The sequence below is a fragment of the Stenotrophomonas sp. YJH_SMC_130 genome (genome assembly GCF_059369035.1).
In genome coordinates this window covers 118,941-140,389 of the sequence record NZ_JCAFSH010000008.1, presented here as the reverse complement: position 1 = coordinate 140,389, position 21,449 = coordinate 118,941, and the positions used below count along the sequence as shown (strand labels likewise).

General features: G+C 67.7%; 18 protein-coding genes. 7 read left to right on the top strand and 11 right to left on the bottom strand.

Going from position 1 to position 21,449, the window contains the following annotated elements:
- Positions 1-145 (bottom strand): Clp protease N-terminal domain-containing protein (locus AC5P5V_RS12105; protein ID WP_495215889.1); only part of this gene is annotated, 145 nt, incomplete at its 3' end.
- A 181-nt stretch (positions 146-326) separates the two neighbouring features.
- On the bottom strand, positions 327-1,148 hold the full coding sequence (locus tag AC5P5V_RS12100) for a DUF3014 domain-containing protein (protein ID WP_231352264.1): 822 nt from the start codon (positions 1,146-1,148) through the stop codon (positions 327-329).
- Positions 1,149-1,318: 170 nt separating this feature from the next.
- Between AC5P5V_RS12100 and AC5P5V_RS12095 the strand changes: the two genes are divergently transcribed.
- Positions 1,319-2,029 (top strand): glutathione S-transferase, encoded by a 711-nt coding sequence (locus tag AC5P5V_RS12095; RefSeq protein ID WP_134968410.1) that lies wholly within the window; start codon positions 1,319-1,321, stop codon positions 2,027-2,029.
- 165 nt (positions 2,030-2,194) lie between these two features.
- On the opposite strand, the gene AC5P5V_RS12090 is transcribed toward AC5P5V_RS12095, so the two are convergent.
- The 4 genes from AC5P5V_RS12090 to AC5P5V_RS12075 form a co-directional block, all read right to left on the bottom strand.
- The gene (locus AC5P5V_RS12090) at positions 2,195-3,805 is read right to left on the bottom strand and encodes a SulP family inorganic anion transporter (RefSeq protein ID WP_134968411.1); all 1,611 of its coding nucleotides are present in this window, start codon (positions 3,803-3,805) and stop codon (positions 2,195-2,197) included.
- Positions 3,806-4,499: 694 nt separating this feature from the next.
- Positions 4,500-6,218, bottom strand: coding sequence for a thiamine pyrophosphate-dependent enzyme (locus tag AC5P5V_RS12085; protein ID WP_134968412.1), 1,719 nt, complete (start codon positions 6,216-6,218; stop codon positions 4,500-4,502).
- A 109-nt stretch (positions 6,219-6,327) separates the two neighbouring features.
- Positions 6,328-7,182: an SH3 domain-containing protein gene (locus tag AC5P5V_RS12080; RefSeq protein WP_134968413.1), complete on the bottom strand. Its 855-nt coding sequence runs from the start codon at positions 7,180-7,182 to the stop codon at positions 6,328-6,330.
- A 36-nt stretch (positions 7,183-7,218) separates the two neighbouring features.
- Complete coding sequence (locus tag AC5P5V_RS12075; RefSeq protein WP_134968414.1) at positions 7,219-7,701, bottom strand: DUF3574 domain-containing protein; 483 nt, start codon at positions 7,699-7,701, stop codon at positions 7,219-7,221.
- A gap of 214 nt (positions 7,702-7,915) precedes the next feature.
- Between AC5P5V_RS12075 and AC5P5V_RS12070 the strand changes: the two genes are divergently transcribed.
- From AC5P5V_RS12070 to otsA, 4 genes are all read left to right on the top strand, one after another.
- Positions 7,916-10,351 (top strand): TonB-dependent receptor plug domain-containing protein, encoded by a 2,436-nt coding sequence (locus AC5P5V_RS12070; RefSeq protein ID WP_134968415.1) that lies wholly within the window; start codon positions 7,916-7,918, stop codon positions 10,349-10,351.
- Between the two features lie 166 nt (positions 10,352-10,517).
- Complete coding sequence (gene otsB, locus AC5P5V_RS12065) at positions 10,518-11,276, top strand: trehalose-phosphatase (RefSeq protein WP_134968416.1); 759 nt, start codon at positions 10,518-10,520, stop codon at positions 11,274-11,276.
- A 41-nt stretch (positions 11,277-11,317) separates the two neighbouring features.
- Positions 11,318-13,099, top strand: coding sequence for a glycoside hydrolase family 15 protein (locus AC5P5V_RS12060; RefSeq protein WP_231352265.1), 1,782 nt, complete (start codon positions 11,318-11,320; stop codon positions 13,097-13,099).
- On the top strand, positions 13,096-14,460 hold the full coding sequence (gene otsA, locus AC5P5V_RS12055) for an alpha,alpha-trehalose-phosphate synthase (UDP-forming) (RefSeq protein ID WP_134969526.1): 1,365 nt from the start codon (positions 13,096-13,098) through the stop codon (positions 14,458-14,460). Before AC5P5V_RS12060 ends, otsA begins: the two co-directional genes overlap by 4 nt.
- 70 nt (positions 14,461-14,530) lie before the next feature.
- On the opposite strand, the gene AC5P5V_RS12050 is transcribed toward otsA, so the two are convergent.
- The 4 genes from AC5P5V_RS12050 to rluD are packed head-to-tail and all read right to left on the bottom strand — an operon-like array spanning position 14,531 to position 17,229.
- Entirely contained in the window at positions 14,531-14,968 is a 438-nt protein-coding gene (locus AC5P5V_RS12050) for a thiol-disulfide oxidoreductase DCC family protein (RefSeq protein ID WP_231352266.1), read from the bottom strand.
- A complete protein-coding gene (locus tag AC5P5V_RS12045) occupies positions 14,943-15,449 on the bottom strand; it encodes a DUF4166 domain-containing protein (RefSeq protein WP_154351293.1) in 507 nt (168 codons plus the stop codon). Before AC5P5V_RS12045 ends, AC5P5V_RS12050 begins: the two co-directional genes overlap by 26 nt.
- Positions 15,450-15,469: 20 nt before the next feature.
- On the bottom strand, positions 15,470-16,240 hold the full coding sequence (pgeF, locus tag AC5P5V_RS12040) for a peptidoglycan editing factor PgeF (RefSeq protein ID WP_154351294.1): 771 nt from the start codon (positions 16,238-16,240) through the stop codon (positions 15,470-15,472).
- Positions 16,240-17,229, bottom strand: coding sequence for a 23S rRNA pseudouridine(1911/1915/1917) synthase RluD (gene rluD, locus AC5P5V_RS12035; RefSeq protein WP_080376926.1), 990 nt, complete (start codon positions 17,227-17,229; stop codon positions 16,240-16,242). The genes pgeF and rluD overlap by 1 nt, the downstream gene beginning before the upstream one ends.
- Positions 17,230-17,342: 113 nt before the next feature.
- Between rluD and AC5P5V_RS12030 the strand changes: the two genes are divergently transcribed.
- Complete coding sequence (locus AC5P5V_RS12030; RefSeq protein ID WP_032960726.1) at positions 17,343-18,230, top strand: outer membrane protein assembly factor BamD; 888 nt, start codon at positions 17,343-17,345, stop codon at positions 18,228-18,230.
- Positions 18,231-18,428: 198 nt separating this feature from the next.
- Entirely contained in the window at positions 18,429-19,631 is a 1,203-nt protein-coding gene (locus AC5P5V_RS12025; RefSeq protein ID WP_134968487.1) for a lipase family protein, read from the top strand.
- A 114-nt stretch (positions 19,632-19,745) separates the two neighbouring features.
- Here AC5P5V_RS12025 and AC5P5V_RS12020 read toward each other — a convergent pair whose 3' ends face one another.
- On the bottom strand, positions 19,746-21,380 hold the full coding sequence (locus AC5P5V_RS12020) for an NAD+ synthase (RefSeq protein WP_134968486.1): 1,635 nt from the start codon (positions 21,378-21,380) through the stop codon (positions 19,746-19,748).
- Positions 21,381-21,449 lie beyond the last annotated feature (69 nt).

Sequence of the window (21,449 nt, the reverse complement as noted above, 5' to 3'; positions counted from 1 at the left end):
GCGGGCGCGTGCTGCCACCCTGCTGGTCCAGCAGCGCGCTGAACAGGTGGACCGGTTCGATGATGCTGTTGTCGCGGCCCACGGCCAGCGACTGTGCGTCTGCCAGCGCCTGCTGGAAACGCGAGGTGAGCTTGTCCATCCGCATTGCGAATCCTCATCGGTCATCAGGGCCGGCCCGCGCCGGCGATGCTGGGAAGATGCGGCTGCCCCACCCCGTTTCAAGGGTGGCTGCGACTGCACCCCGAGGCCAGTCAGCCTGCGGCCAGCATGCCGGAACGGGTGTGGTCGGCGCGTTGATCCCGATCAGTTCGGCGCAGTGGACCGGTTCAGTGGGTGATCGCAGAGCGGAGCGCCCGCAGCTGCTGCTTGACCGCCCGCGCCTGCGTGGCGTCCATGCGCAACAGCGCCTTCTGCCCGATCGAGCGCGACTGCAGGGTGGGATCGACAAAGCGGTAACGGCCGCGCTCATCGCGCTGCACCAACGGCGCCTGCGCCAGTTCCGGGGTCTCCAGCAGATGGTCGATCACCGCCACCAGACGGTCGTTGAAGTAGCCCTCGGGCCGGCCCAGGTCGACGTAGGCCTGCTGGATCAACGGATAGAAGCGCTTGTACGCCGTAGCCGCTGCCGCTGGATCCAGCGCAGTAAAGGCCTGCACATAGGGCGCGTAACGTGCCGAGTTGCTTGCCGCGATGCGTTCCCCGCCCTCGCCAGGCTCGACCTGCAGGTTGCCCGGCAGCGGCCGTGCGGCCAGCGCCGTCGGCGGCACGCTTGGTTTGTCCAGGTTGTCGACCTGGGTGACCAGGCGCTGGATCAGGTGATCGCGCAGCAGCAGGGTCATCGGGCCCTCGCCCTGGAACAGCTGGCTCAATGCACCCCAGGCAGCCGTATCGCTGTCAGCCAGCTTCGGTAGCGCCGGATCAGCCGCGGCCTCGGTATCCAGCGGATGCTTGATCGTCGGTGGCGCTGGCGCGGGTTCCGCGGCCGCCTGCGGTTGTGGCGGTGCGCTGGTACTGGCGGGGGGCGATTGCACCGGCACCGAGACACCGTCTGCCAGGCTCTTCAGCTGATCGCGGAACAACCAACCGCCCGCGCCGCCGATCACCACCACACCCAGCACCCAGGGCCATACCGCCTTTCCACTCTGCATGATGCAGCACCCTCGTTTCACACGCATGGAGAAGGTGTGACCCCACCGGTTCCAGCCGGTTCCCCGCCTGTTCCGCTGCCGTTCGGCTTCGGCCCGCGCCAAAGCCGCGCTCACGCCTGCTTTGCGTGCCGCGCGCGAGGCTGTGGGCCTTGTCCTGCGGAGACACTGCCATGCAGTACGCGCTGTATTACTGGACCGGCATCCAGGGCCGGGGCGAGTTCGTGCGGCTGGCGCTGGAAGATGCCGGCGCCGACTACATCGACATGGCGCGGGTGCACGGTGATGCGGTGATGCAGCCGTTCCTGGAGGGCCACAGCGAAGGCCCGCAGCCCTTCGCGCCGCCGTTCCTGAAGGCCGGTCGCCAGGTCATTGCGCAGGTTGCCGCGATCCTGGACTTCCTCGGCCCGGCGCTGGATCTGGTGCCGCAGGCCGCATCGCGGCGGATGCAGGCGCTGCAACTGCAGTTGACCATCGCTGACCTGGTGGCCGAAGTGCATGACACCCATCATCCGATCGCCGCATCGAAATACTACGAAGCGCAGAAGACCGAGGCCAAGGCACGTGCCGCGTCGCTGCGCAGCGAGCGCCTGCCGAAGTTCCTGGGCTACTTCGAACGGGTGCTGGCCGCCAACGGTGGCCGCCATGCACTGCGCGAGCATTCGTATGTGGACCTGTCGCTGTTCCAGCTGCTGAGTGGGCTGGACTACATGTTCCCGCGTCGCATGCAGGCACTGGCGCCCACACTGCCCCTGCTGCGCGCGCTGCAGGCGCGGGTGGCGAAGCGGCCGAACATCGCCGCCTACCTGGCCTCGGAACGACGTCTGGCGTTCAACACGGATGGCATCTTCCGCCATTACCCGGAGCTGGACGCCGAGCGGTAGTGCCGGCCGCTGGCCGGCAGAGCGGGCTGTGAGCATTCGCCGCCCGCAACACGCCCCTGTAGAGCCGAGCCATGCTCGGCTCAGAGCAGCCGAGCGCAGGCTCGGCTCTACAGAGCACCAGAAGTGGAAGAAGCGGTAGCGCCGGGCCATGCCCGGCGTCACCGGTCAATGATCGGTGCGATCACCCAGCGGCTTCACCGGCTGCTTCTGCAGCGACAGCAGGCCCAGCAGCAGCGCCAGGGCCACGTAGGCGCCGGCAAACTGCACACTGATGATGCGCGCCAATCCTTCCAGGTCCCACGGCAGGTAGATGCCGCCGCGCGGATCCACCGAGTGGATCAGCCCGAACAGGGTCAGTACCGCCGCCACCAGCAGGAAGCCGCAGGCACGGCGCAGGCGGCCATCGACCATCGCCGCCACCGCCGAAATCCACAGCATCGAGGTGATGATGAAGCCGTTGCCGAGGGTGAAGATCACCGCCAGCTCAGGCAGGCCGTGGCCGTCGAGCTTGGTCAGCAGCTGGGGCAGCTGATCCGGTGCGATCCAGCCGGGTGCCTTGATCGCCAGCAGGTAGGCCACCGAAGGCAGGAAACCGAACACCATCGCGCCGGTATGGTGGCGCGGCGTGGCCTGGAAGGCCTGGGTGGTGATGTCGATGGCCACGTATACGATGATCGGTGCCAGCACCGCCAGCGGCAGCCACTGCACCAGCCCGGAGATGATGCCGAGCATGCCGCCGATGCCGACGAACAGGCCGGTCAGCAGCGTATAGCCGCTGCGCGCGCCCATGTGCTTGTACGCCGGCTGCCCGATGTACGGCGTGGTTTGCGCGACGCCGCCACAGACGCCTGCCACCAGCGTAGCCACCGCTTCCACCAGCAGGATGTCGCGGGTGCGGTAGTCATCGCCGGCCGCACGCGCGCTTTCAGACACATTGATGCCGCCGACCACCATCAGCAGGCCGAACGGCAGCAGCAGCGGCAGGTAGGTCATCGCAGTGGGCAGGCCGTCGAGGAAGCCCAGCGTCGGCAGCGGCAGCACCACCTGCGGCGGCACCCACGCCGGCACATGGAATCCCGGCGCACCCAGCCCGGCCAGGCCCAGGCCGTAATACAGCACGGTGCCGAACACGAAGGCCAGCAGCACGCCCGGGCCACGCACCGGCAGCTTGCCCTTGGCGATCAGCACATACAGCAGCAGGCCCAGCGTGGTGAAGCCGACCAGCGGCGAGCGCAGCGTTTCCAGCAGCGGCAGCAGGCCCATCAGCACCAGCGCGATGCCGGCGATGGAACCCAGCAGCGCGGCACGCGGCAGCGCGCGGGTGACTGCTTCACCGAAGAACGACAGCACGAACTTGAGCACGCCCATGATGACCAGCGCGGCCATGCCCAGCTGCCAGGTGGCGATGCCCGCCGCGTGCGGGTCCATGCCCTGCTGCTTGAAGGCGAGGAAGGCCGGGCCAAGCACCAGCAGGGCCATGCCGATGCTGGTGGGGGCATCGAGGCCGAGCGGCATGGCGGTGACGTCGTCACGGCCGCTGCGCGCGGCCAGCCGGCGTGCCATCAGGGTGTACAGCAGGTTGCCGATCAGCACGCCGAAGGCGGTGCCGGGGAACATGCGGCCGAACACCACGTCGGCGGGGAACTGGAAGATCCCGACCAGGGCCATGGCGATGAAGCCGAGGATGGAGAGGTTGTCGACGACCAGGCCGAAGAAGCCGTTGAAGTCGCCGGCGACGAACCAGCGACGCGGTGCGGCGGAAGCGGGAGCGGACATGGAAGGGGCGGTGGGGGTGGGGACCGCCGATGGTAGGCCCAGCGGGGCCTGGGCGCCAATTCCGTCGTGGAATGATGGGTTCCAGCCAACGGCGGGGCCCCTCGTGGCTGGGTTGGTCGCGGACAGCGGACCTCAGGGGGTGGGCCGGGCGGGTAGGCTGCGCAGGGGTCGCTGCAAGTACGTCCCTGTAAGCTCGGTCGCCGCATCCATGCGGCTCACGCCCCTGCGCAGCCTACCCGCCCGGCCCCTGACAGTTTCCTGCGCGTACCAGCCACGGAAAAGAATCAAAAGATCAAAAGCAAAGGCAGGCTCTCTTTGTAGAGCCGAGCCCATGCTCGGCTGCTGTACGCGAAGCCTCTCAGCCGAGCATGGCTCGGCTCTACAGAAGATCATTCCGATCATTCTTTCGTTCATCCACGCATGGCGTGGATCCACCGTGTCGACCAAGGTCGACACCCACCAGTGCAATATCCCGTTCCGGCAGATTGCAGGAAGCTGTCGAAGGCGGGGTGGGTCCGGTTGCGGGGGCGTGAGCCGCATGGATGCGGCGACCGAGCTTACATGGACGTACTTGCAGCGCCCCCCCCGCAACCGGACCCACCCCGCCATCTCACGGATACCTAGCTGTTGCTGTTGCTTCGGCTGTTGCTTTGGCCTCTGCAGGTGCAGGGCGCAGCCCTGCATCGACCACCCCCTACTTCTTCAGGAAATTGTCCACCAGCAGATGCTTCACGTCGTCGAAGCGACCGTTCAACACCGCCTTGGCCGCATACAGCGCCGTGCCGGCGACCTGCTTGGCCTCGATCTGCGGCGGCATCACCAGCTCGGCGCGACTCGTGTGCACGTCCAGCAATGCCGGGCCGCGCTGCGACAGGAAATCCTGCACCGCTTCCTCCAGATCCTCGCTGCGGGTGACCGTGCGGCCATGGAAGCCGATCACTTCGGCCAAGCGGCCGAAGTCCGGGTTCTTCAGGTCGGTGTAGTTGTCCAGAAGGCCTTCCACCTTCTGCTCCAGCTCGACGAAGTTTAGCGAGCCATTGTTGAACACCACCACCTTGATCGGCAGGTTCTCCTGCACCGCCGTCAACAGATCACCCAGCAGCATCGCCAGGCCACCATCGCCGGACAGCGAGATCACCTGCCGGCCGGGGAAGGCCTTCTGCAGCCCCAGCGCCTGCGGCATCGCGTTGGCCATCGTGCCGTGCAGCAGGCTGGTCAGCGTGCGGCGGCGACCGTTCACCCGGATATGGCGCAGCACCCACACCATCGGCGAGCCGCCGTCGGCGGTGAACAGTGCATCTTCGGTGGCGTGCTTCGAGAGCAGCGCGGTCAGGTGCTGCGGATGGATCAATTCACCTTCGCCCGGCTGCTCCTCCTGTTCGCGATTCTTCAGCGCCTTGTCGCGATGCTCGATGCACTCGTCCAGGAAACTGCTGTCCTCGCGCGGCGGCAGCATCGGCAGCAACGCATCCAGCGTCGGTGCGATATCGCCGACCACGCCGAGGTTCACCGGGTGGCGGCGGCCGAGGTGGCTGCCATCGCGGTCGACCTGGATGATGGTGGCCTTGTCCGGGTAGAACTGGCCCCAGGCGAAGTCGGCGCCGAGCAGCAGCAGCGTGTCGCACGCCATCAGCGTGTGGAAGCCGGACTCGATGCCGAAGATGCCGGTCATGCCCATGTTGTACGGGTTGTCCGGCTCGACGAAGTCCTTGGCGCGCGAGGTGTGCGCGATCGGGGCCTGCAGGCGCCGGGCCAGTTCCAACAGCTGTGCGTGCGCGCCCTGGCAACCGGCACCGGCGTAGATGCCGACGCGCTTGCCCTGCCCCAGCAATTCGGCGATGCGCTGCATTTCGGCGTCGGAGGGGCGCAGTACCGGCTGGGTGTAATGCACCGAGAACGGCACATCGTGCTTCACCTCGGCCTGGCTGATATCGGCCGGCAGGATCACCACCGCCACGCCACGGCGGCTGATCGCGGCCTGGCAGGCCAGGGCCACCACGCGTCGCGCCTGCTCCGGGCTGTGCACCTGCTCGCAGAACACCGTGCAGCTGCCATAGACCGACTTGAAATCCACTTCCTGCGGGAATTCCATGCCCAGCTCGCTGGTCACCACCTGGCTGGCGATCAGCACCATCGGCGCACGGTTGCGGTTGCTCTCGAAGACGCCGTTGATGAAGTGCAGGCCACCGGGACCACAGGAACCCGCGCAGGCGGTCAACTCGCCGCTCACCAGCGAATCGGCGCCGGCAGCGAACGCTGCCACTTCTTCATGGCGCACGTGCACCCAGGCGATCTCGCTGCCATGCATCGCATCGGTCACATGGTTGAGCGTATCGCCCACGATGCCGTAGCAACGGCGGACACCGGCCTGCTGCAGGGCGTCCACCACGATTTCGGCCACGCGCTTGCTCATCGGATACATCCTCGAACGGGGGAACGTCCGAGGCTAGACCTGATGAAGTGATGCCCCCGTGGGCGCGTCGCTCGTCGCCTCGATGTGCAAAATGCGGGCAGACGTCTCGTCAATCATTGACGTTGATCCAGCCCTCCACCGCGCCGCTTTTCGGGTTGTGATACCGCACCTTCAGCCAACCCTCCTGTTCATCCAGCAGTTCCACCCGATCGCCCTGCACCAGGTAACGCTTGGTGCTGGACGCACCAGGCCGGCCGAACAGGAACAGCCGCGCGGATGCCACGGTGGCCTGCTGGCCGCGCAACGGTCCATCCGGTGGTGCGCCCAGGCCATCGGTAATGGCACTTTCCAACACACGGCCGGCGGGATCATAGGTGCGCCAGACCGCCAACGGCCCGTTCTCTTCGCGTTGTTCCCACTGCAGCGCGGCGTTTACCGTATCGCCCAGCATCAGCACGCGCTCGGCGCGGTACAGATAGAGTGTCGCGCCTGCAAACCGGTACTGGTCGGTGTACCACATCGGGCCGCTGCGGCAGCTGCTGGTCAGGGTACGGCTGGGGCGGTCGACCATCAGGCCCATCAGCTCGCCGCAGCTCTCCCTGCCGTGGGTTTCAGCCCGCAGCGCGCGGAACCCGGCACTGGCGGGATCGAACCGGTACACCGCCACCGCTTCGTTGACCATGCCGACCGGGGCGCGTGCGACCAGTTCCGGGTAACCGTCGAAATCGACATCTTCGAGCGACCAGCGCGAACGGCCGTCGGCATCCACCGCGCCCTCCAACGTCTGGCGCTTGCCCGACGGCGACAGCTGCACTGCAATGCTGCCGTCCTGCTGGGGATCGGCGTGCGCCTGCACATGCGCGGCCACCTGGAAGCGCAGCGTTTCGCCCTCGTCCTCCGCCTGCGCCGTCGGTGCCAGCGCGCCGGCCAACACCAGGCCCAGCAGGCATTCCCTGTAGTTCATCATTGCTCCCTGCGGCACCGCAGCGGCACCTTCAACTCAGAACGATACCTCGACCGGCTGCCGCGACCACAGCACCGACTGATGCATGGTCTGCTGCTTCCACGCCAGGCGGATCGCTTCGATATCGGCGCGGCGCTGCGGGGTGTCCTCATGCAGCACCACCAGCACCTTGGTGCGCAGGCGGTTGGGCGCGGCATCGCCGCGGAACAGCCACTGGCCATAGGCATCGAACACGGTCAGGCCATCCGGGAAGCGCGGGGTCACTTCCTTGTCCAGGAAGGTGCGCCACTGCGCCTCGCTGATGGTGTCGGCCTGCGGGCGGTTACCGGCGCCTTGCTCTTCGCCTACGCCGAAGTACAGCTCGCTGCGCACCCAGCCGTGGCCGGCGGACGGGCGTGCGGCATCGCCCTTCAGTTCGGCGGTGGTGGCCGTGGCATAGGCGCTGGGCGCCTGCGATGAGAGGCTGGCGCAGCCGCTGGTGGCCAACAGCACGGCAAAGACGAGGCCAAGGTGTTTCATCGGTACAGCTCCGGGGAAAGGGGGACAAGGCGAGCCGGCAGCGTACAGCGCCACCGGCCCGGCGTGCTGATGCCAACCGGGCATCAGCTCATGCCGGACCGGCAGGGGCTTGCATCGGCACCGGTCATCACGCGAAGATAATATATCGCTTCATCCGGATGGATGTAAGTGAAACCATCTCCCCTTCCCCGCCGTCGTTGTTGCTGGAGCCCCCATGTCCGCCCGCCTGCCCGCGTCGCCGCTCGGCCTCGCCATCGCCCTCGCGCTTTCCTCCGCCGCCGCCCCGGCCCTGGCCCAGGACGCCACCAACCTGGACACGGTGATCGTCACCGGCACCCGTGCCGCCGACCGCACCGTGCTCGAATCCACCTCGCCGGTGGATGTGCTCACCGCCGAGGACATCCGCAAGGCCGGCGTGGTCAACGGTGAGCTGGGCAGCGCGCTGCAGGCGCTGCTGCCGTCGTTCAACTTCCCGCGCCAGTCAAACTCCGGTGGCGCCGACCATGTGCGCGCCGCGCAGCTGCGTGGCCTGTCACCGGACCAGGTGCTGGTGCTGGTCAACGGCAAGCGCCGCCACCACACCGCGCTGGTCAACACCGACAGCAAGATCGGCAAGGGCACCACCCCGGTCGATTTCAATTCGATTCCGGTCAGCGCGATCAAGCGCATTGAAGTGCTGCGCGATGGCGCCGGTGCGCTGTACGGCTCGGACGCCGTGGCCGGCGTGATCAACGTGATCCTCGACAACGGCGGTGACGGCGGCGAGATCGAGGCGAGCTACGGTGCCAACCACACCGACCTCAAGCCGATCGGCCGCACCCTCACCGATGGCCAGACCGGCAACATCAGCGCCAAGGTCGGCACCTCGCTGGGCGAAGACGGTGGCTTCCTGCGCGTCGGCCTGGAATACAAGCACCGCAACGGCACCAACCGCGCCGGCTTCGACCAGATTCCGCCGTGGGACCAGACCCCGGGCAACCTGGCACTGCAGGGCAAGCGCAACTACGTCCTGGGCGATGGCAAGAGCAAGGACATCAACCTGTGGCTGAACACCGAGATTCCGGTGGGCCAGACCTCGACGTTCTACGCGTTCGGTACCTTCAACCAGCGTGACACCGAAGGCGCGAACTACTTCCGCTATCCCGATGGCGATGCCAACTGGAAGCAGGTCTATCCGAATGGCTACCGGCCGATCTCCGAAGGTGAGAACCGCGACGTGCAGGCCGTGGCCGGTGTGCGCGGGCAGTGGAGCGAATGGAGCTACGACGGCAGCCTGGACTACGGCCAGAATGACTTCACCTATCGCCTGCGTGATTCGCTCAACGCCTCGCTGGGCCCGACCAGCCCGACCCGCTTCAAGACCGCCGATTACGAATATGCGCAGACCGTGGGCAACCTCGATCTGAGCCGCGTGTTCACCCAGAACGACAGCATCAGCCACACCCTGGGCCTGGGCGTGGAAGCACGCCATGAGCGCTACCAGACCCGCCCCGGCGACCCGGCCAGCTATGCCGCCGGTCCGTACACCGACCGCCCGACCGGTTCGCAGGCCGGTGGCGGCCTGACCCCGCAGGATGCGGCGCGCCTGTCGCGCGATGTGGCCAGTGCTTATGCCAGCCTGTCCAGCCAGTTCGGCGAAAAGTTCTCCACCGATCTGGCCGCGCGCTACGAGCACAACGACGACTTCGGCGGCGAGCTGACCGGCAAGCTCGGCCTGCGCTATGAGTTCACCCCGGCGTTCGCGCTGCGCGGCGCGATCTCCAACAACTTCCGCGCACCGTCGCTGGCGCAGGTCGGCTACGAGTCCACCTCTACCGGCTACAACGCAGGTGGCCAGCTGGTGCAGGGCCGCCTGCTGTCGGTCAACAATCCGATCGCACGCGGCCTGGGGGCACAGAACCTGAAGCCAGAGAAATCGCTGAACACCTCGCTCGGTTTCACCAGCCGCATCGGCGAGCATTTCGACCTGTCGCTGGACTTCTTCCAGATCGACATCGATGACCGCATCGCGCTGTCGGAGAGCATCACCGGCGATGCGCTGACCGACTACGTGGCCGCCAACTACGGCGTCAGCGGCCTGCAGAGCGCCAGCTTCTTCGTCAACGCCGCCGACACCCGCACCCGCGGTGCCGAACTGGTCACCAACTGGCGGCAGTCGCTGGGCGATGGCCAGCTGCTGCTGACCGGCACCTATGCCTATACCAAGACCACGCTGAAGAACGTGCTGGCCACGCCGGCCCAGCTGCAGGCGCTGGACCCGGATTATGTGCTGTTCGGGATTGAAGAGACCAACACGCTGACCGATGCCACACCGCGCACGCGTGGCAGTTTCTCGGCCGCATGGAGCAATGACCACTGGTCGCTGAGCACCCGCGTGAACCGCTATGGCAGCGCCACCCGCGTGTTCAACTTCGGTGACGGCTACATCCCGCGCCAGACCTACCAGGCCGAGTGGCAGCTGGATGCGGAAGTCGAATACCGCATCACCCCGCAGTGGAGCGTGGCCCTCGGTGGGCAGAACCTGACCGACAACTATCCGGATCGATCCAACAGCGATATCCACTACTTCGGCAACCTGCCGTACGACGTGCTGTCGCCGATCGGCAGCAACGGTGCGTACTACTACGGCCGCGTCCGCTATACCTTCTGATTGCTCTGGGTGTAATTGCCTTGGGTGGGTGCGGACCGTTGGTCCGCACTGCCCGGGTTCAATGCAGGCTGACCCTTTATGCCGACCAACGGTCGGCACCCACCGAAGCAAGGCCGTAGCCTGCCCTCGACCCCACGTACACGCCCACGCTGGCAAGCTGGGCTTCATGGCTGAACCGCTCCCCCTGCGTCCGCCGCCGCCATTGCTGGATGACGCCTGCGCGTTGTTCCTCGATGTCGACGGCACCCTGATCGAATTCGCTGCACGCCCGGATGCCGTGCAGCTGCTGCCGGATGTGCGCGAAGCCATCGGCCGCATCAGCGACCGCCTGGAAGGTGCCGTGGCACTGGTCAGTGGCCGCCCGCTCGAACAGCTGGATCAACTGTTCGCTCCGCTGCAACTGCCTGCTGCGGGCCTGCATGGCCATGAACTGCGTGGGCAGGATGGTCGCGTACTGCGCGACGAACACGATGACGACACCGCCGAATGGCTGCACGCACTGCACCAGCAGGCGATGCGCTTCGCCCACGGCCATCCCGGCGTGCTGGTGGAAGACAAGGGTGTCGGCCTGGCCCTGCACTGGCGCGGCGCGCCGCATGCAGCCAAGGACGTCCGCGCCTTCGCCGACCGCCACGTGCGGGGCCGTGCCAGCTACCGCCTGCAGCCCGGCGACCATGTGGTCGAGTTCGTGCCCGTCGGCACCGACAAGGGCCGTGCGGTGCTTCGGATGATGCAGTACCTGCCCTTCCGCGGTCGCCTGCCGGTGTTCCTCGGCGATGACCTGACCGATGAGTTCGGCTTCGATGCCGCCAACGGCCAGCATGGCTGGAGCGTGCTGGTGGGTGAACGTGAACCCAGCGCGGCGGTGTTCGCGCTGCCCGACATACGCAGCGTGCACGCCTGGCTGCGTGAGAATGCCTATTGACCCGGCCCCCCCCCACGGCCGCAACCGAGATGTACCGCGTGATGACCCAACCCGATCTTGATCTGGGCGTGGTCGGCAACGGCAGCTTCGGCGCCCTGGTCGACAAACGTGCCCGCGTTGTCTGGAGCTGCCTGCCCACCTTCGACGGCGACCCTACCTTCTGTGCGCTGCTCGGCCCCAACCAGCAGACCGGTGGCGACTTCGCCATCGAGCTGGAAGACTTCGCCAGCAGCGAGCAGGAATACCTGACCAACACGGCGATCCTGCGCACCGTGCTGCGCGACACGCACGGCGGCGAACTGGAAATCCTCGACTTCGCCCCACGCTGGCGCCAGAACGACCGTTTCTACCGCCCGGTCAGCCTGATCCGCCAGGTGCGTCCGCTGGCTGGCAGCCCGCGCATCACCGTACGCGCACGCCCGCTGGCGGACTGGGGCGCGCGCGTTCCGGAATCCACCTGGGGCAGCAACCATGTGCGCTGGGTGCTGCCCGAACACGTGCTGCGGCTGACCACCGACGTGCCGGTGCGCTTCGTGCGCGACGGCCTGCCGTTCGTGCTCAACCATCCCATCCACCTGATCCTGGGCGTGGATGAATCGCTCAACCGTTCGATCAGCGGCTATGTGCAGGAGGCCTTCCAGCGTACCCGCGACTACTGGCGCGAATGGGTGCGCTACCTGTCCATTCCCCTGGAATGGCAGGACGCGGTGATCCGCAGTGCGATCACGCTGAAGCTGTGCCAGTACGAGGACAGCGGCGCGATCATCGCGGCGATGACCACCTCCATTCCTGAAGCCCCCGGCAGCGTGCGCAACTGGGACTACCGCTACTGCTGGCTGCGTGATGCGGCATTCGTGGTGCGGGCGCTGAACCGCCTCGGCGCCACGCGCACGATGGAACAGTTCCTCGGCTACATCTTCAACCTGGCCACCACCGACGGCACGCTGCAGCCGCTGTACGGCATCGGCTTCGAAGCCAAGCTGGACGAGGATGAGGTCCCCAGCCTGTCCGGCTATCGCGGCATGGGCCCGGTACGGCGCGGCAATCTGGCCTGGGTGCAGCGCCAGCACGATGTCTACGGCAGCGTCGTGCTGGCGTCCACGCAGCTGTTCTTCGACCGGCGCCTGCAGGACCCGGGTGATGCGCACACCTTCGCCCGCCTCGAACCCCTCGGCGAGCAGGCCTTCGCCCTGCATGACGTACCCGATGCCGGCCTGTGGGAGTTCCGCGGCCGCACCGAGGTGCACACCTACACCAGCGCGATGTGCTGGGCCGCCTGTGACCGCCTGTGCAAGATCGCCGTACGGCTGAAGCGCGACGACCGCGCCCACTACTGGCGCACACGTGCCGACACCATCCACGCGCGCATCATGGCCGAATCCTGGAGCGAAGAGCTGGGCCACTTCACCGATACCTTCGGTGGCCATCGCCTGGACGCCTCGCTGCTGCTGCTGGCCGACATCGGCTTCATCGACGCGATGGACGCCCGCTTCATCGCCACCGTCGAAGCCATCGGCCGTGACCTCAAGCACGGCAATTCGCTGTACCGCTATGTCGCTCCGGATGACTTCGGTGAGCCGGAAACCAGCTTCACCATCTGCACGTTCTGGTACATCGACGCACTGGCCGCCATCGGGCGCCTGGACGAGGCGCGCGAGATGTTCGAGCTGCTGCTGAAGCAGCGCAATCACCTGGGCCTGCTGTCGGAGGATCTGGCCTTCGACACCGGCGAGGCCTGGGGCAACTTCCCGCAGACCTATTCGCATGTCGGCCTGATCACCGCCGCGATGCGCCTGTCGCGGTCCTGGCAGGAGGCATCGTGAGTCGTCTGGTCGTGGTATCAAATCGTGTGGCCGTGCCCGGCGAGAACCGCGCAGGCGGCCTGGCGGTCGGCCTGCTGGCCGCCCTGAAGGAGCGCGGCGGCCTGTGGTTCGGCTGGAGCGGCAAGACCGTAAAGGAAGGCAGCGGCACGCTGCACCGGCAGAAGGACGGTGACATCGACTACGTCACCATGGACCTGAGCAAGCGCGAGGTCGATGGCTACTACAATGGTTTCGCCAACCGCACGCTGTGGCCATTGCTGCACTTCCGGCTGGACCTGGTCGACTACGACCGCGGCACCCGCGAGACCTATCACAAGGTCAATGCGCTGTTCGCCGACAAGCTCGCGCCATTGCTGCGCGAGGACGACATCGTCTGGATCCACGACTACCACCTGATCCCGCTCGGCGCACTGCTGCGCGAGCGCGGCATCGGCTGCCGCATCGGCTTCTTCCTGCACATCCCGATGCCGTCGGCCGACCTGCTGCAGGCCATGCCCGATCATCTGCGGTTGTTCTCCGCGCTGTACGCCTACGACCTGGTCGGCTTCCAGACCCAGCGCGATGCCGATCGCTTCCAGACCTACCTGCGCCTGTTCGGTGGTGGCCGCGTGCTCGACAACGGTGAGCTGGAAGCACCCGGTGGGCGCCGATTCCGCGCGGCGGCCTTCCCGATCGGCATCGACACCGATCTGATCGCACGCCAGGCCGGCACCGCCGCGACCAAGACCGCAGTGAAGAACCTGCGCAGCAGCCTGCGGGACCGCCAGCTGGCGATCGGCGTGGATCGCCTGGACTACTCCAAGGGCCTGCCCGAACGCTTCCTCGGCTTCGAGCGCTACCTGCAGCGCCACCCGGACCAGCGCGGCTCGCTCACCTACCTGCAGATCGCGCCGGTCTCGCGCGGCGATGTCACCGAGTACCGGCAGCTGCGCAGCCAACTGGAACAGATCGCCGGCCACATCAACGGTGGCCACGCCGAGCCGGACTGGACGCCGCTGCGCTACGTCAACCAGAACTTCACCCATGCCACGCTCACCGGCTTCTACCGGGCGGCGGCGGTCGGCCTGGTCACGCCGCTGCGCGATGGCATGAACCTGGTGGCCAAGGAATACGTGGCCTCGCAGGACCCGGAGGATCCCGGCGTGCTGGTGCTGTCACTGCTGGCTGGCGCCGCCGACGAACTGAAGCAGGCACTGCTGGTGAACCCGCATGATCTGGACGGCGTGGCCGATGCGATCGCCACCGCAGCGACGATGTCGCTGAGCAGGCGCAAGGAACGCTGGCACGCGATGATGGAACATCTGCGCACCTACGACATCAACCACTGGCGCCGCAGCTACCTCGACGCACTCGAAGGCTGAAGAAAAAGGGGACGGAGGGGATTAAGTCGTTTGTGCACAAACGACTTAATCCCCTCCGTCCCCTTTTTCGTCAATCCAGGAACCGCGCGGCCTGTTCCGGTGCGGGTAGATGGCAGGTGTCATGCCGACCGAACCAGCGGTAGCGGTTGCGTGCCAGCGCGCGATACGCCGCATCACGCCAGCGGCGCGGCACGAGCCGCAGCACGCCGGCCACGCGCCAGGCGCCGCCCAGCCCCGCAAATACGCGCAGGATCGCATCGGTATCGGTCCAGGCACCCTGTGCGTCCAGCAGCAGGAACGACATCGGGTCCTGCGGATCCAGCCCGTGCGCGCGCAGCATCGCGCTGCCCTTCTGCCCCTGCATCGCTGCAAAGCGGTAGCGCCCCCTGCGGTCGAAACGCAGCAGGAACCGCACCCAGCGATTGCACAGTGCGCACACGCCATCGAACACGATCACCGCGCTGCCAGCCTCGGCGGCAGCGTCACTGCGGTTCGAGCCAACCTTCATAGCGGATCAGGGCTCCGGCCCAGGGCAGCGTCACATCGACCAGGAAAGTGTAGCGCTCGCCCTGCCAGGCTTCACGGCAGCGCACACCGCCGAACCAACGCGTCGGCAGCGGCAGCAGCCCGAACGCCCAGACCCGGCGCACCGACCAGTCGATACCACCGTCGCGGGCCCGCAGCGCGAACTCGAAGCGCACCGCGCCCAGCTGCTCGCGCAGATGCCCGTCGTGCGCCCACAGCCGCGACACCATTGGCCAGCGCCCGAACCGCCGCGCCCACTGCTCGCCCTGCCGGTAGCGGCTGAACGCCACCTCGGTGGGCAGCGCGTCACCGTCCTGTGGCAACCGCGCCAACGCAGCCAGCAGCGGCACCAGCCAGTGCCGCCCCCTCACGATGCAGGCCTGCCCTGCGTAGCGGCACGGCAACGGCGCGGCATGCAGCGCCTGCACCGGTCCTGCCAGGGTGACGAAGGCCGGCCCCAGCACACGCGCGAACAGCGGCGCAGTCAGGGCGCGATCCAGGCCAGGGTCGCCATGCGCCCGGTGCGACGATCGCGCCGATGCGAATACAGGTCCGGGTCGGCCATCGTCGACACCGTGCCGCCATACACCTGTGCCGGGTCCATCCCCGCAGACTGCAGGCGCTGCCGCGCCAGCGCGAACAGGTCCACCTTCCAGTGTCCGGGGCGGGTCACGACGAACGCCCGCTCAGCAGCGGGATCATGGCCGACGAAGGCGTGATAGACCTCCTCGCCGATCTCATAGTCGGATGGCCCGGCGGCCGGGCCCAACCAGGCCCGCAGCTGCGCCGGCGGCGTCTGCAGGGCGGCTACCGTGGCCTCCAGCATGCCGTCGGCCAGCCCCCGCCAGCCGGCATGGGCCGCGCCCACCTCGCTGCCGTCGGCGGCGGCGAACACCACCGGCAGGCAGTCGGCGGTCAGGATCGCCAGCACCACGCCCGGCACCGAGGTTACCGCCGCGTCGGCCACCGGCTCGCTCGCGCCAGGCGCCGGCGGTGCATCGAAGCGCAGCACGGTGCTGCTGTGCACCTGGCGCAGCCAGTGCGGCGCCGACGGCAGCGCCAGCCCCTGTTGCAGCAGCTGGCGGTTGTGCTCCACGTTGGCCGGGGTATCACCATCGGCCGCGTGCCGGTTGCCCAGATTGAACTGCGCGAACGGTACCGGCGAGATGCCCGCGCCGTGCCGGCGCGTTGTCAGCGCATGGACGCCTGCGGGCGCCGGCCAGTCGGCCTGCAGCAACGGCAGCGCGGCCGCCATCACCAGCGGTCCCGCTCGCGGGCGGCGAAGGCTTCGCTGTCTTCGCGCAGCACCTTCAGCAGGTGCAGCATGTCCTCCGGCACCGGCGCGGTGTTGCGCACCGGTTCACCGGTGATCGGGTGCGTGAACTCCAGGGTCTCGGCGTGCAGGGCCTGGCGCTTGAAGCCGCGCAGCGCGGCCACCAGCTCGTCGCTGGCGCCCTTGGGCAGCTTCAGCGCGCCGCCATACAGCGGGTCGCCGATGATCGGATGGCGCACGTGCGCCATGTGCACGCGGATCTGGTGGGTACGGCCGGTTTCCAGGCGGCACTCCAGCGCGGTGTGTGCCCGGAAGCGCTCGCGCAGGCGGTAGTGGGTCACCGCTTCCTTGCCGTCCTCACGCACCGCCATCTTCAGGCGGTCGCGCGGGTGGCGGTCGATCGGGGCATCGGCAGTACCACCGGCCACCAGCGCGCCCATCACGATGGCCAGGTACTGACGGTGCACGTCACGTGCCGCCAGCTGCTCGACCAGCGCGGTCTGCGCTTCCAGGGTCTTGGCCACCACCATCACGCCGCTGGTGTCCTTGTCCAGGCGGTGCACGATGCCGGCGCGCGGCAGCACCGCCACCGACGGATCGCGGAACAGCAGCGCGTTGACCAGGGTGCCGCTGTGGTTGCCGGCACCCGGATGGACCACCAGGCCCACCGGCTTGTTGATCACCAGCAGGTGCTCGTCCTCGAACAGCACGTCCAGCGGGATGTCCTCCGGCTGGGCGTCGGTCTGGGTTTCCAGCACCGCGTTGAGGGTCACCACCTCGCCGCCACGCAGCGGATCGCGCGGCCGCACCTGGGCACCGTCCAGCAGGACCTCACCGGCCTTGATCCACTCGGTCAACCGCGAGCGCGAGTATTCGGGGAACAGTTCGGCCACGACCGCGTCGAAACGACGGCCGGCAGCGGTGTCGGGGACGATGGCCTGGCGGGCCGATTCAGAGGGTTGTTCAGACATGGCAGGGGGCATTCTTTGAAATTTTGGGGTCCCGGCGGCCGGTTTCAGTCGCTGGACAGGACACTAGGCTATCATCGACCCTTCGTATTCCAGCCGCGTCCCGCCTCGACCCCATGATCCGACGCTCCGCCATGCTCTCCGCGCCCGTCCGCCTCACCGCCCTGCTGCTGGTGCTGGTCATCGCCGCAACCGGCTGCCATCGCGGCGCCAAGAAGGGTGATCGCCCCGATGAAGGCGTGCCGGTCGAACAGCTGTACGAGAAAAGCCACAAGCTGATGCAGGGCGGCAACTGGAGCGGCGCCGAAGCCAGCTTCCGCCGCCTGGTGGCCCAGTATCCGTACGGTCCGTACACCGAGCAGGCGATGATCGAAACCGCCTACGCCCAGTACAAGGCCGGCAAGCACGATGACGCGGTGTCCAGCATCGACCGCTTCATCCGTACCTACCCGACCCACCGCAACATTGCCTATCTGTACTACCTGCGCGGCCTGGCCAACTCCAACCGCAGTACGGTTTTCCTGCGCCGCGTATGGTCGCTGGATGCCAGCCGCCGCGACCTGTCCACGCCGCACCAGGCGTACTCGGATTTCAACATCGTGGTTGATCGTTATCCGAACAGCCGCTACGCCGCCGATGCGCGCCAGCGCATGCTGGAGCTGCGTGACGTGTTCGCCCAGCACGAGCTGGACAACGCGCTGTACTACATGCGCCGCGGCGCCTGGGTGTCAGCCGTGGGCCGCGCCAACTACCTGCTGGAAACCTACCCGCAGAGCGCCTTCCAGTACGACGCCGTGGCCGTGCTGGCCGATTCCTACACCCACCTGGGCAACAAGACCCTGGCCGACGACGCCCGCCGCGTCCTGCAGCTGAACCAGCCGGACCACCCGTGGCTGGAAGGGAAGTGGCCGAAGTACCCGTGGATGATCCGCAAGCTGAACCCGTTCGCCGGCGAGAAGTCCGCCAGCACCGGCCAGCGCAACGCGCGACTGGAAAAGAAGTAAGCGAGGGCCCCGAAAGGGGCCCTTCTTCTTTGTAGAGTCGAGCCATGCTGGACTGCTTTCCTCGTCCGCCTCCCCGCGCCGGGGCGGCACCTAGGAATGCTACGAATCCACGGCGGATGCGACGCCGGTCGCAGCCCGCCCGGGCACGGCCATCCACACTGCAGCGCCACGGCCACACCGGCCATCACGGAGCGCCCCATGGCCCCACTGCCCTGCAGCATCCGCCCTCTGTCCTGCCTCCTCGCCATCGCGCTGCTGGCGCTGACCTCGGCGCCACCGGCCGCCGCACAGGGCGCACCGGGCGATCTGCTGTCCGCAGCCCCCTATCGCGCCACCTGGGTGCCGTCCCAGGCCGCCCAGGCCTACAAACTGCACTACCGCACTCCTGACCACCGCGGGCAGCTGGCCGAAGGCACCGGCCTGCTGTACCTGCCCGCCGGCACGCCGCCCATCGGCGGTTGGCCGGTGGTGTCGTGGGCCCATGGCACCCAGGGCATTGCGGATCGTTGTGCGCCCTCGGTCTCCGGCCCCTACCAACCCGAACGCGACGGGCGCTTTCTTGATCGGTTCCTGGCACAGGGCTATGCAGTGGTCGCCGCGGATTACCAGGGCCTCGGAAGCTCAGGCGACCATGCCTATCTGCATGTGCGCACTGCCGCGCGCAATGCCATCGACATGATCAAGGCCAGCCGCCAGTACCTCGACAACGGGACGCTGTCGCCGCGCTGGGTCTCGGTCGGCCATTCGCAGGGCGGTGCCGCCGCGCTCACGGCGGGCCACATCGCCCCCACCTATGGTGGACCGTCGCTGCAGTACCGCGGCAGCTTCACCACCGGCACGCCCACCGCAGTCGAACTGACCGCACTGGTGATGAAGCCGGACAACCGCACAGCCAATCCGGGCGCGCTCAACGCCTACCACGCGTATCTGCTCGATGGCCTGCTGCAGGTCGCGCCACAGATCGACCGCGTCCTCAGCGAAGAAGGCCGAGCGCGTGTGGCCGTGGCACGCCAGCAGTGCCTGGGCGAACTGGCCGTCACCCTGGACGGCGCCGACACCGGCAGCATGTTCACTGCACCGCTGACCCACGTGCCGGGCATCTGGGCCGTGCTGTACGACTATCTCGGCGTACCGCGCCGCGGCTTCAGCCAACCGCTGATGCTGGGCCATGGCAGCCAGGACCGCGATGTGCCCTACCTGACCACCCTGCTGTACGCCGCTGGCCTGGCCCTGCGAGGCGAGCCGGTCGCGTTCCGGCGCTACCCCGTCGACCACCGGGGCACGCTGGACGCGGCGGCGGCCGATGGCCTGGCGTTCGTACGTGCGCGGTTTGAGGATGGCCACTTCAGCGACGCTGCGGAAACTGCCGGCATCGAACAGCTGCTCGACGAAGCCCGGTAGATCCACGCCGAGCGAGGATGATCTTCGACCATCGTGCGGACCAAGCTCCGCACCCACCGGAGAGAGGCCGACGGGTTGCCGGCCAGCGGCCGGCACTGCCCACCCACCGTTGCCTCAGCCCTTGTAGCCGTTGCTGATCGGATAGCGACGCTCGCGACCGAACGCCCGGCGCGACACCTTCGGCCCCGGCGCGGCCTGGTGCCGCTTCCACTCGCTGATGCGCACCAGGCGCAGCACGCGGTCGACCACCGCTGCGTCGTAGCCGGCGGCCACGATCTCGCCGCGCGACTGCTCCTGGTCGATGTAGCGGTAGAGGATGCCGTCCAGCACGTCATAGGCCGGCAGCGAGTCCTGGTCCAGCTGGTTCTCGCGCAGCTCGGCCGACGGCGGGCGGCTGATCACCGCCGGCGGGATCACCGGTGCGCCGCCCACGGTATTGCGCCATTTGGACAGGCCGAACACCTCGGTCTTGTACAGGTCCTTCAACGGCGCATAGCCACCGCACATGTCGCCGTAGATGGTGGCGTAGCCGACCGCGTACTCGCTCTTGTTGCCGGTGGTCAGCAGCAGGCCGCCGAACTTGTTGGCCAGCGCCATCAGGATCACGCCGCGGCTGCGCGACTGCAGGTTCTCTTCGGTCACGTCCGGCGCGGTGCCTTCGAACATCGGCGCCAGCGATTCCATCAGGCCCTTGAACGCCGGCTCGATCGACACAGCCTCAAGCTTCACCCCCAGCGCCCGGCACTGCTCGGCGGCCAGGTCGTTGGACAGGCCGGCGGTGTAGCGCGACGGCAGGCGCACGGCGGTCACGTTCTCCGCGCCCATCGCATCCACGGCCAATGCCAGCACCAGGGCCGAGTCGATGCCACCGGACAGGCCCAGCCACACCTTCCTGAAACCGTTCTTGCGGCAGTAGTCCTGGATGCCACGGGTCACCGCGCGCCAGGCCAGCGCGTCCATGCTCTCGTCGCCGTCGTCCATCCACACATGCGGCATGAAGCGGCGGGTCTCACCGTCATACTCCACCACCAGCCACTGGTCGACGAAGGCAGCAGCGGCCGGGTGCACCGTGCCATCACCATCCGCCACCACCGAAGCACCGTCGAACACCAGCGCATCCTGGCCGCCCACCACGTTGAGGTAAGCGATGGCCGCCCCGCTCTCGCGGGTACGCGCGGCCAGCACGGCGTCGCGCTGGGCGTGCTTGCCACGCTCGTAGGGCGAAGCATTCGGCACCACCACCAGCTGCGCACCCGCGCGGATGGTGTCGGCCAGCGGCTCGGCAAACCACAGGTCCTCGCAGATCAGCAGGCCGACCGGAATGCCATTGACCTCGAACACGCAGCTGCCACCATCCGGATCGACGTCGAAGTAGCGGCGCTCGTCGAAGACCGCGTAGTTGGGCAGTTCGCGCTTGCGGTAGGTCTGCTCGACCAGGCCGTCACGCAGTACGCTGGCAGCGTTGTAGACCACCGCGCCAGCCGCCTGTGGCCAGCCGACCACGGCGGTGATGCCACGGCAGGCGGTGGCGATGCGGGTCAACGCCTGCTCGCACTCGTACAGGAAACCCGGGCGCAGCAGCAGGTCCTCCGGCGGGTAGCCGCTCACCGCCAGCTCGGGGAACATCACCAGCTCGGCGCCGTACTCATCGCGCGCCTGGCCGATCATCTCGATGATGCGCTCGGTGTTGCCGGCGACGTCGCCGACCGGGAAGTCGAACTGCGCCATCGCGATGCGGATCGAAGCCATGGGAATCCAGCCTGTGGTTGCAATGCCGCCATTGTAGCGCTGCGCCATGCGCACGCCGGGCGCGCTCAC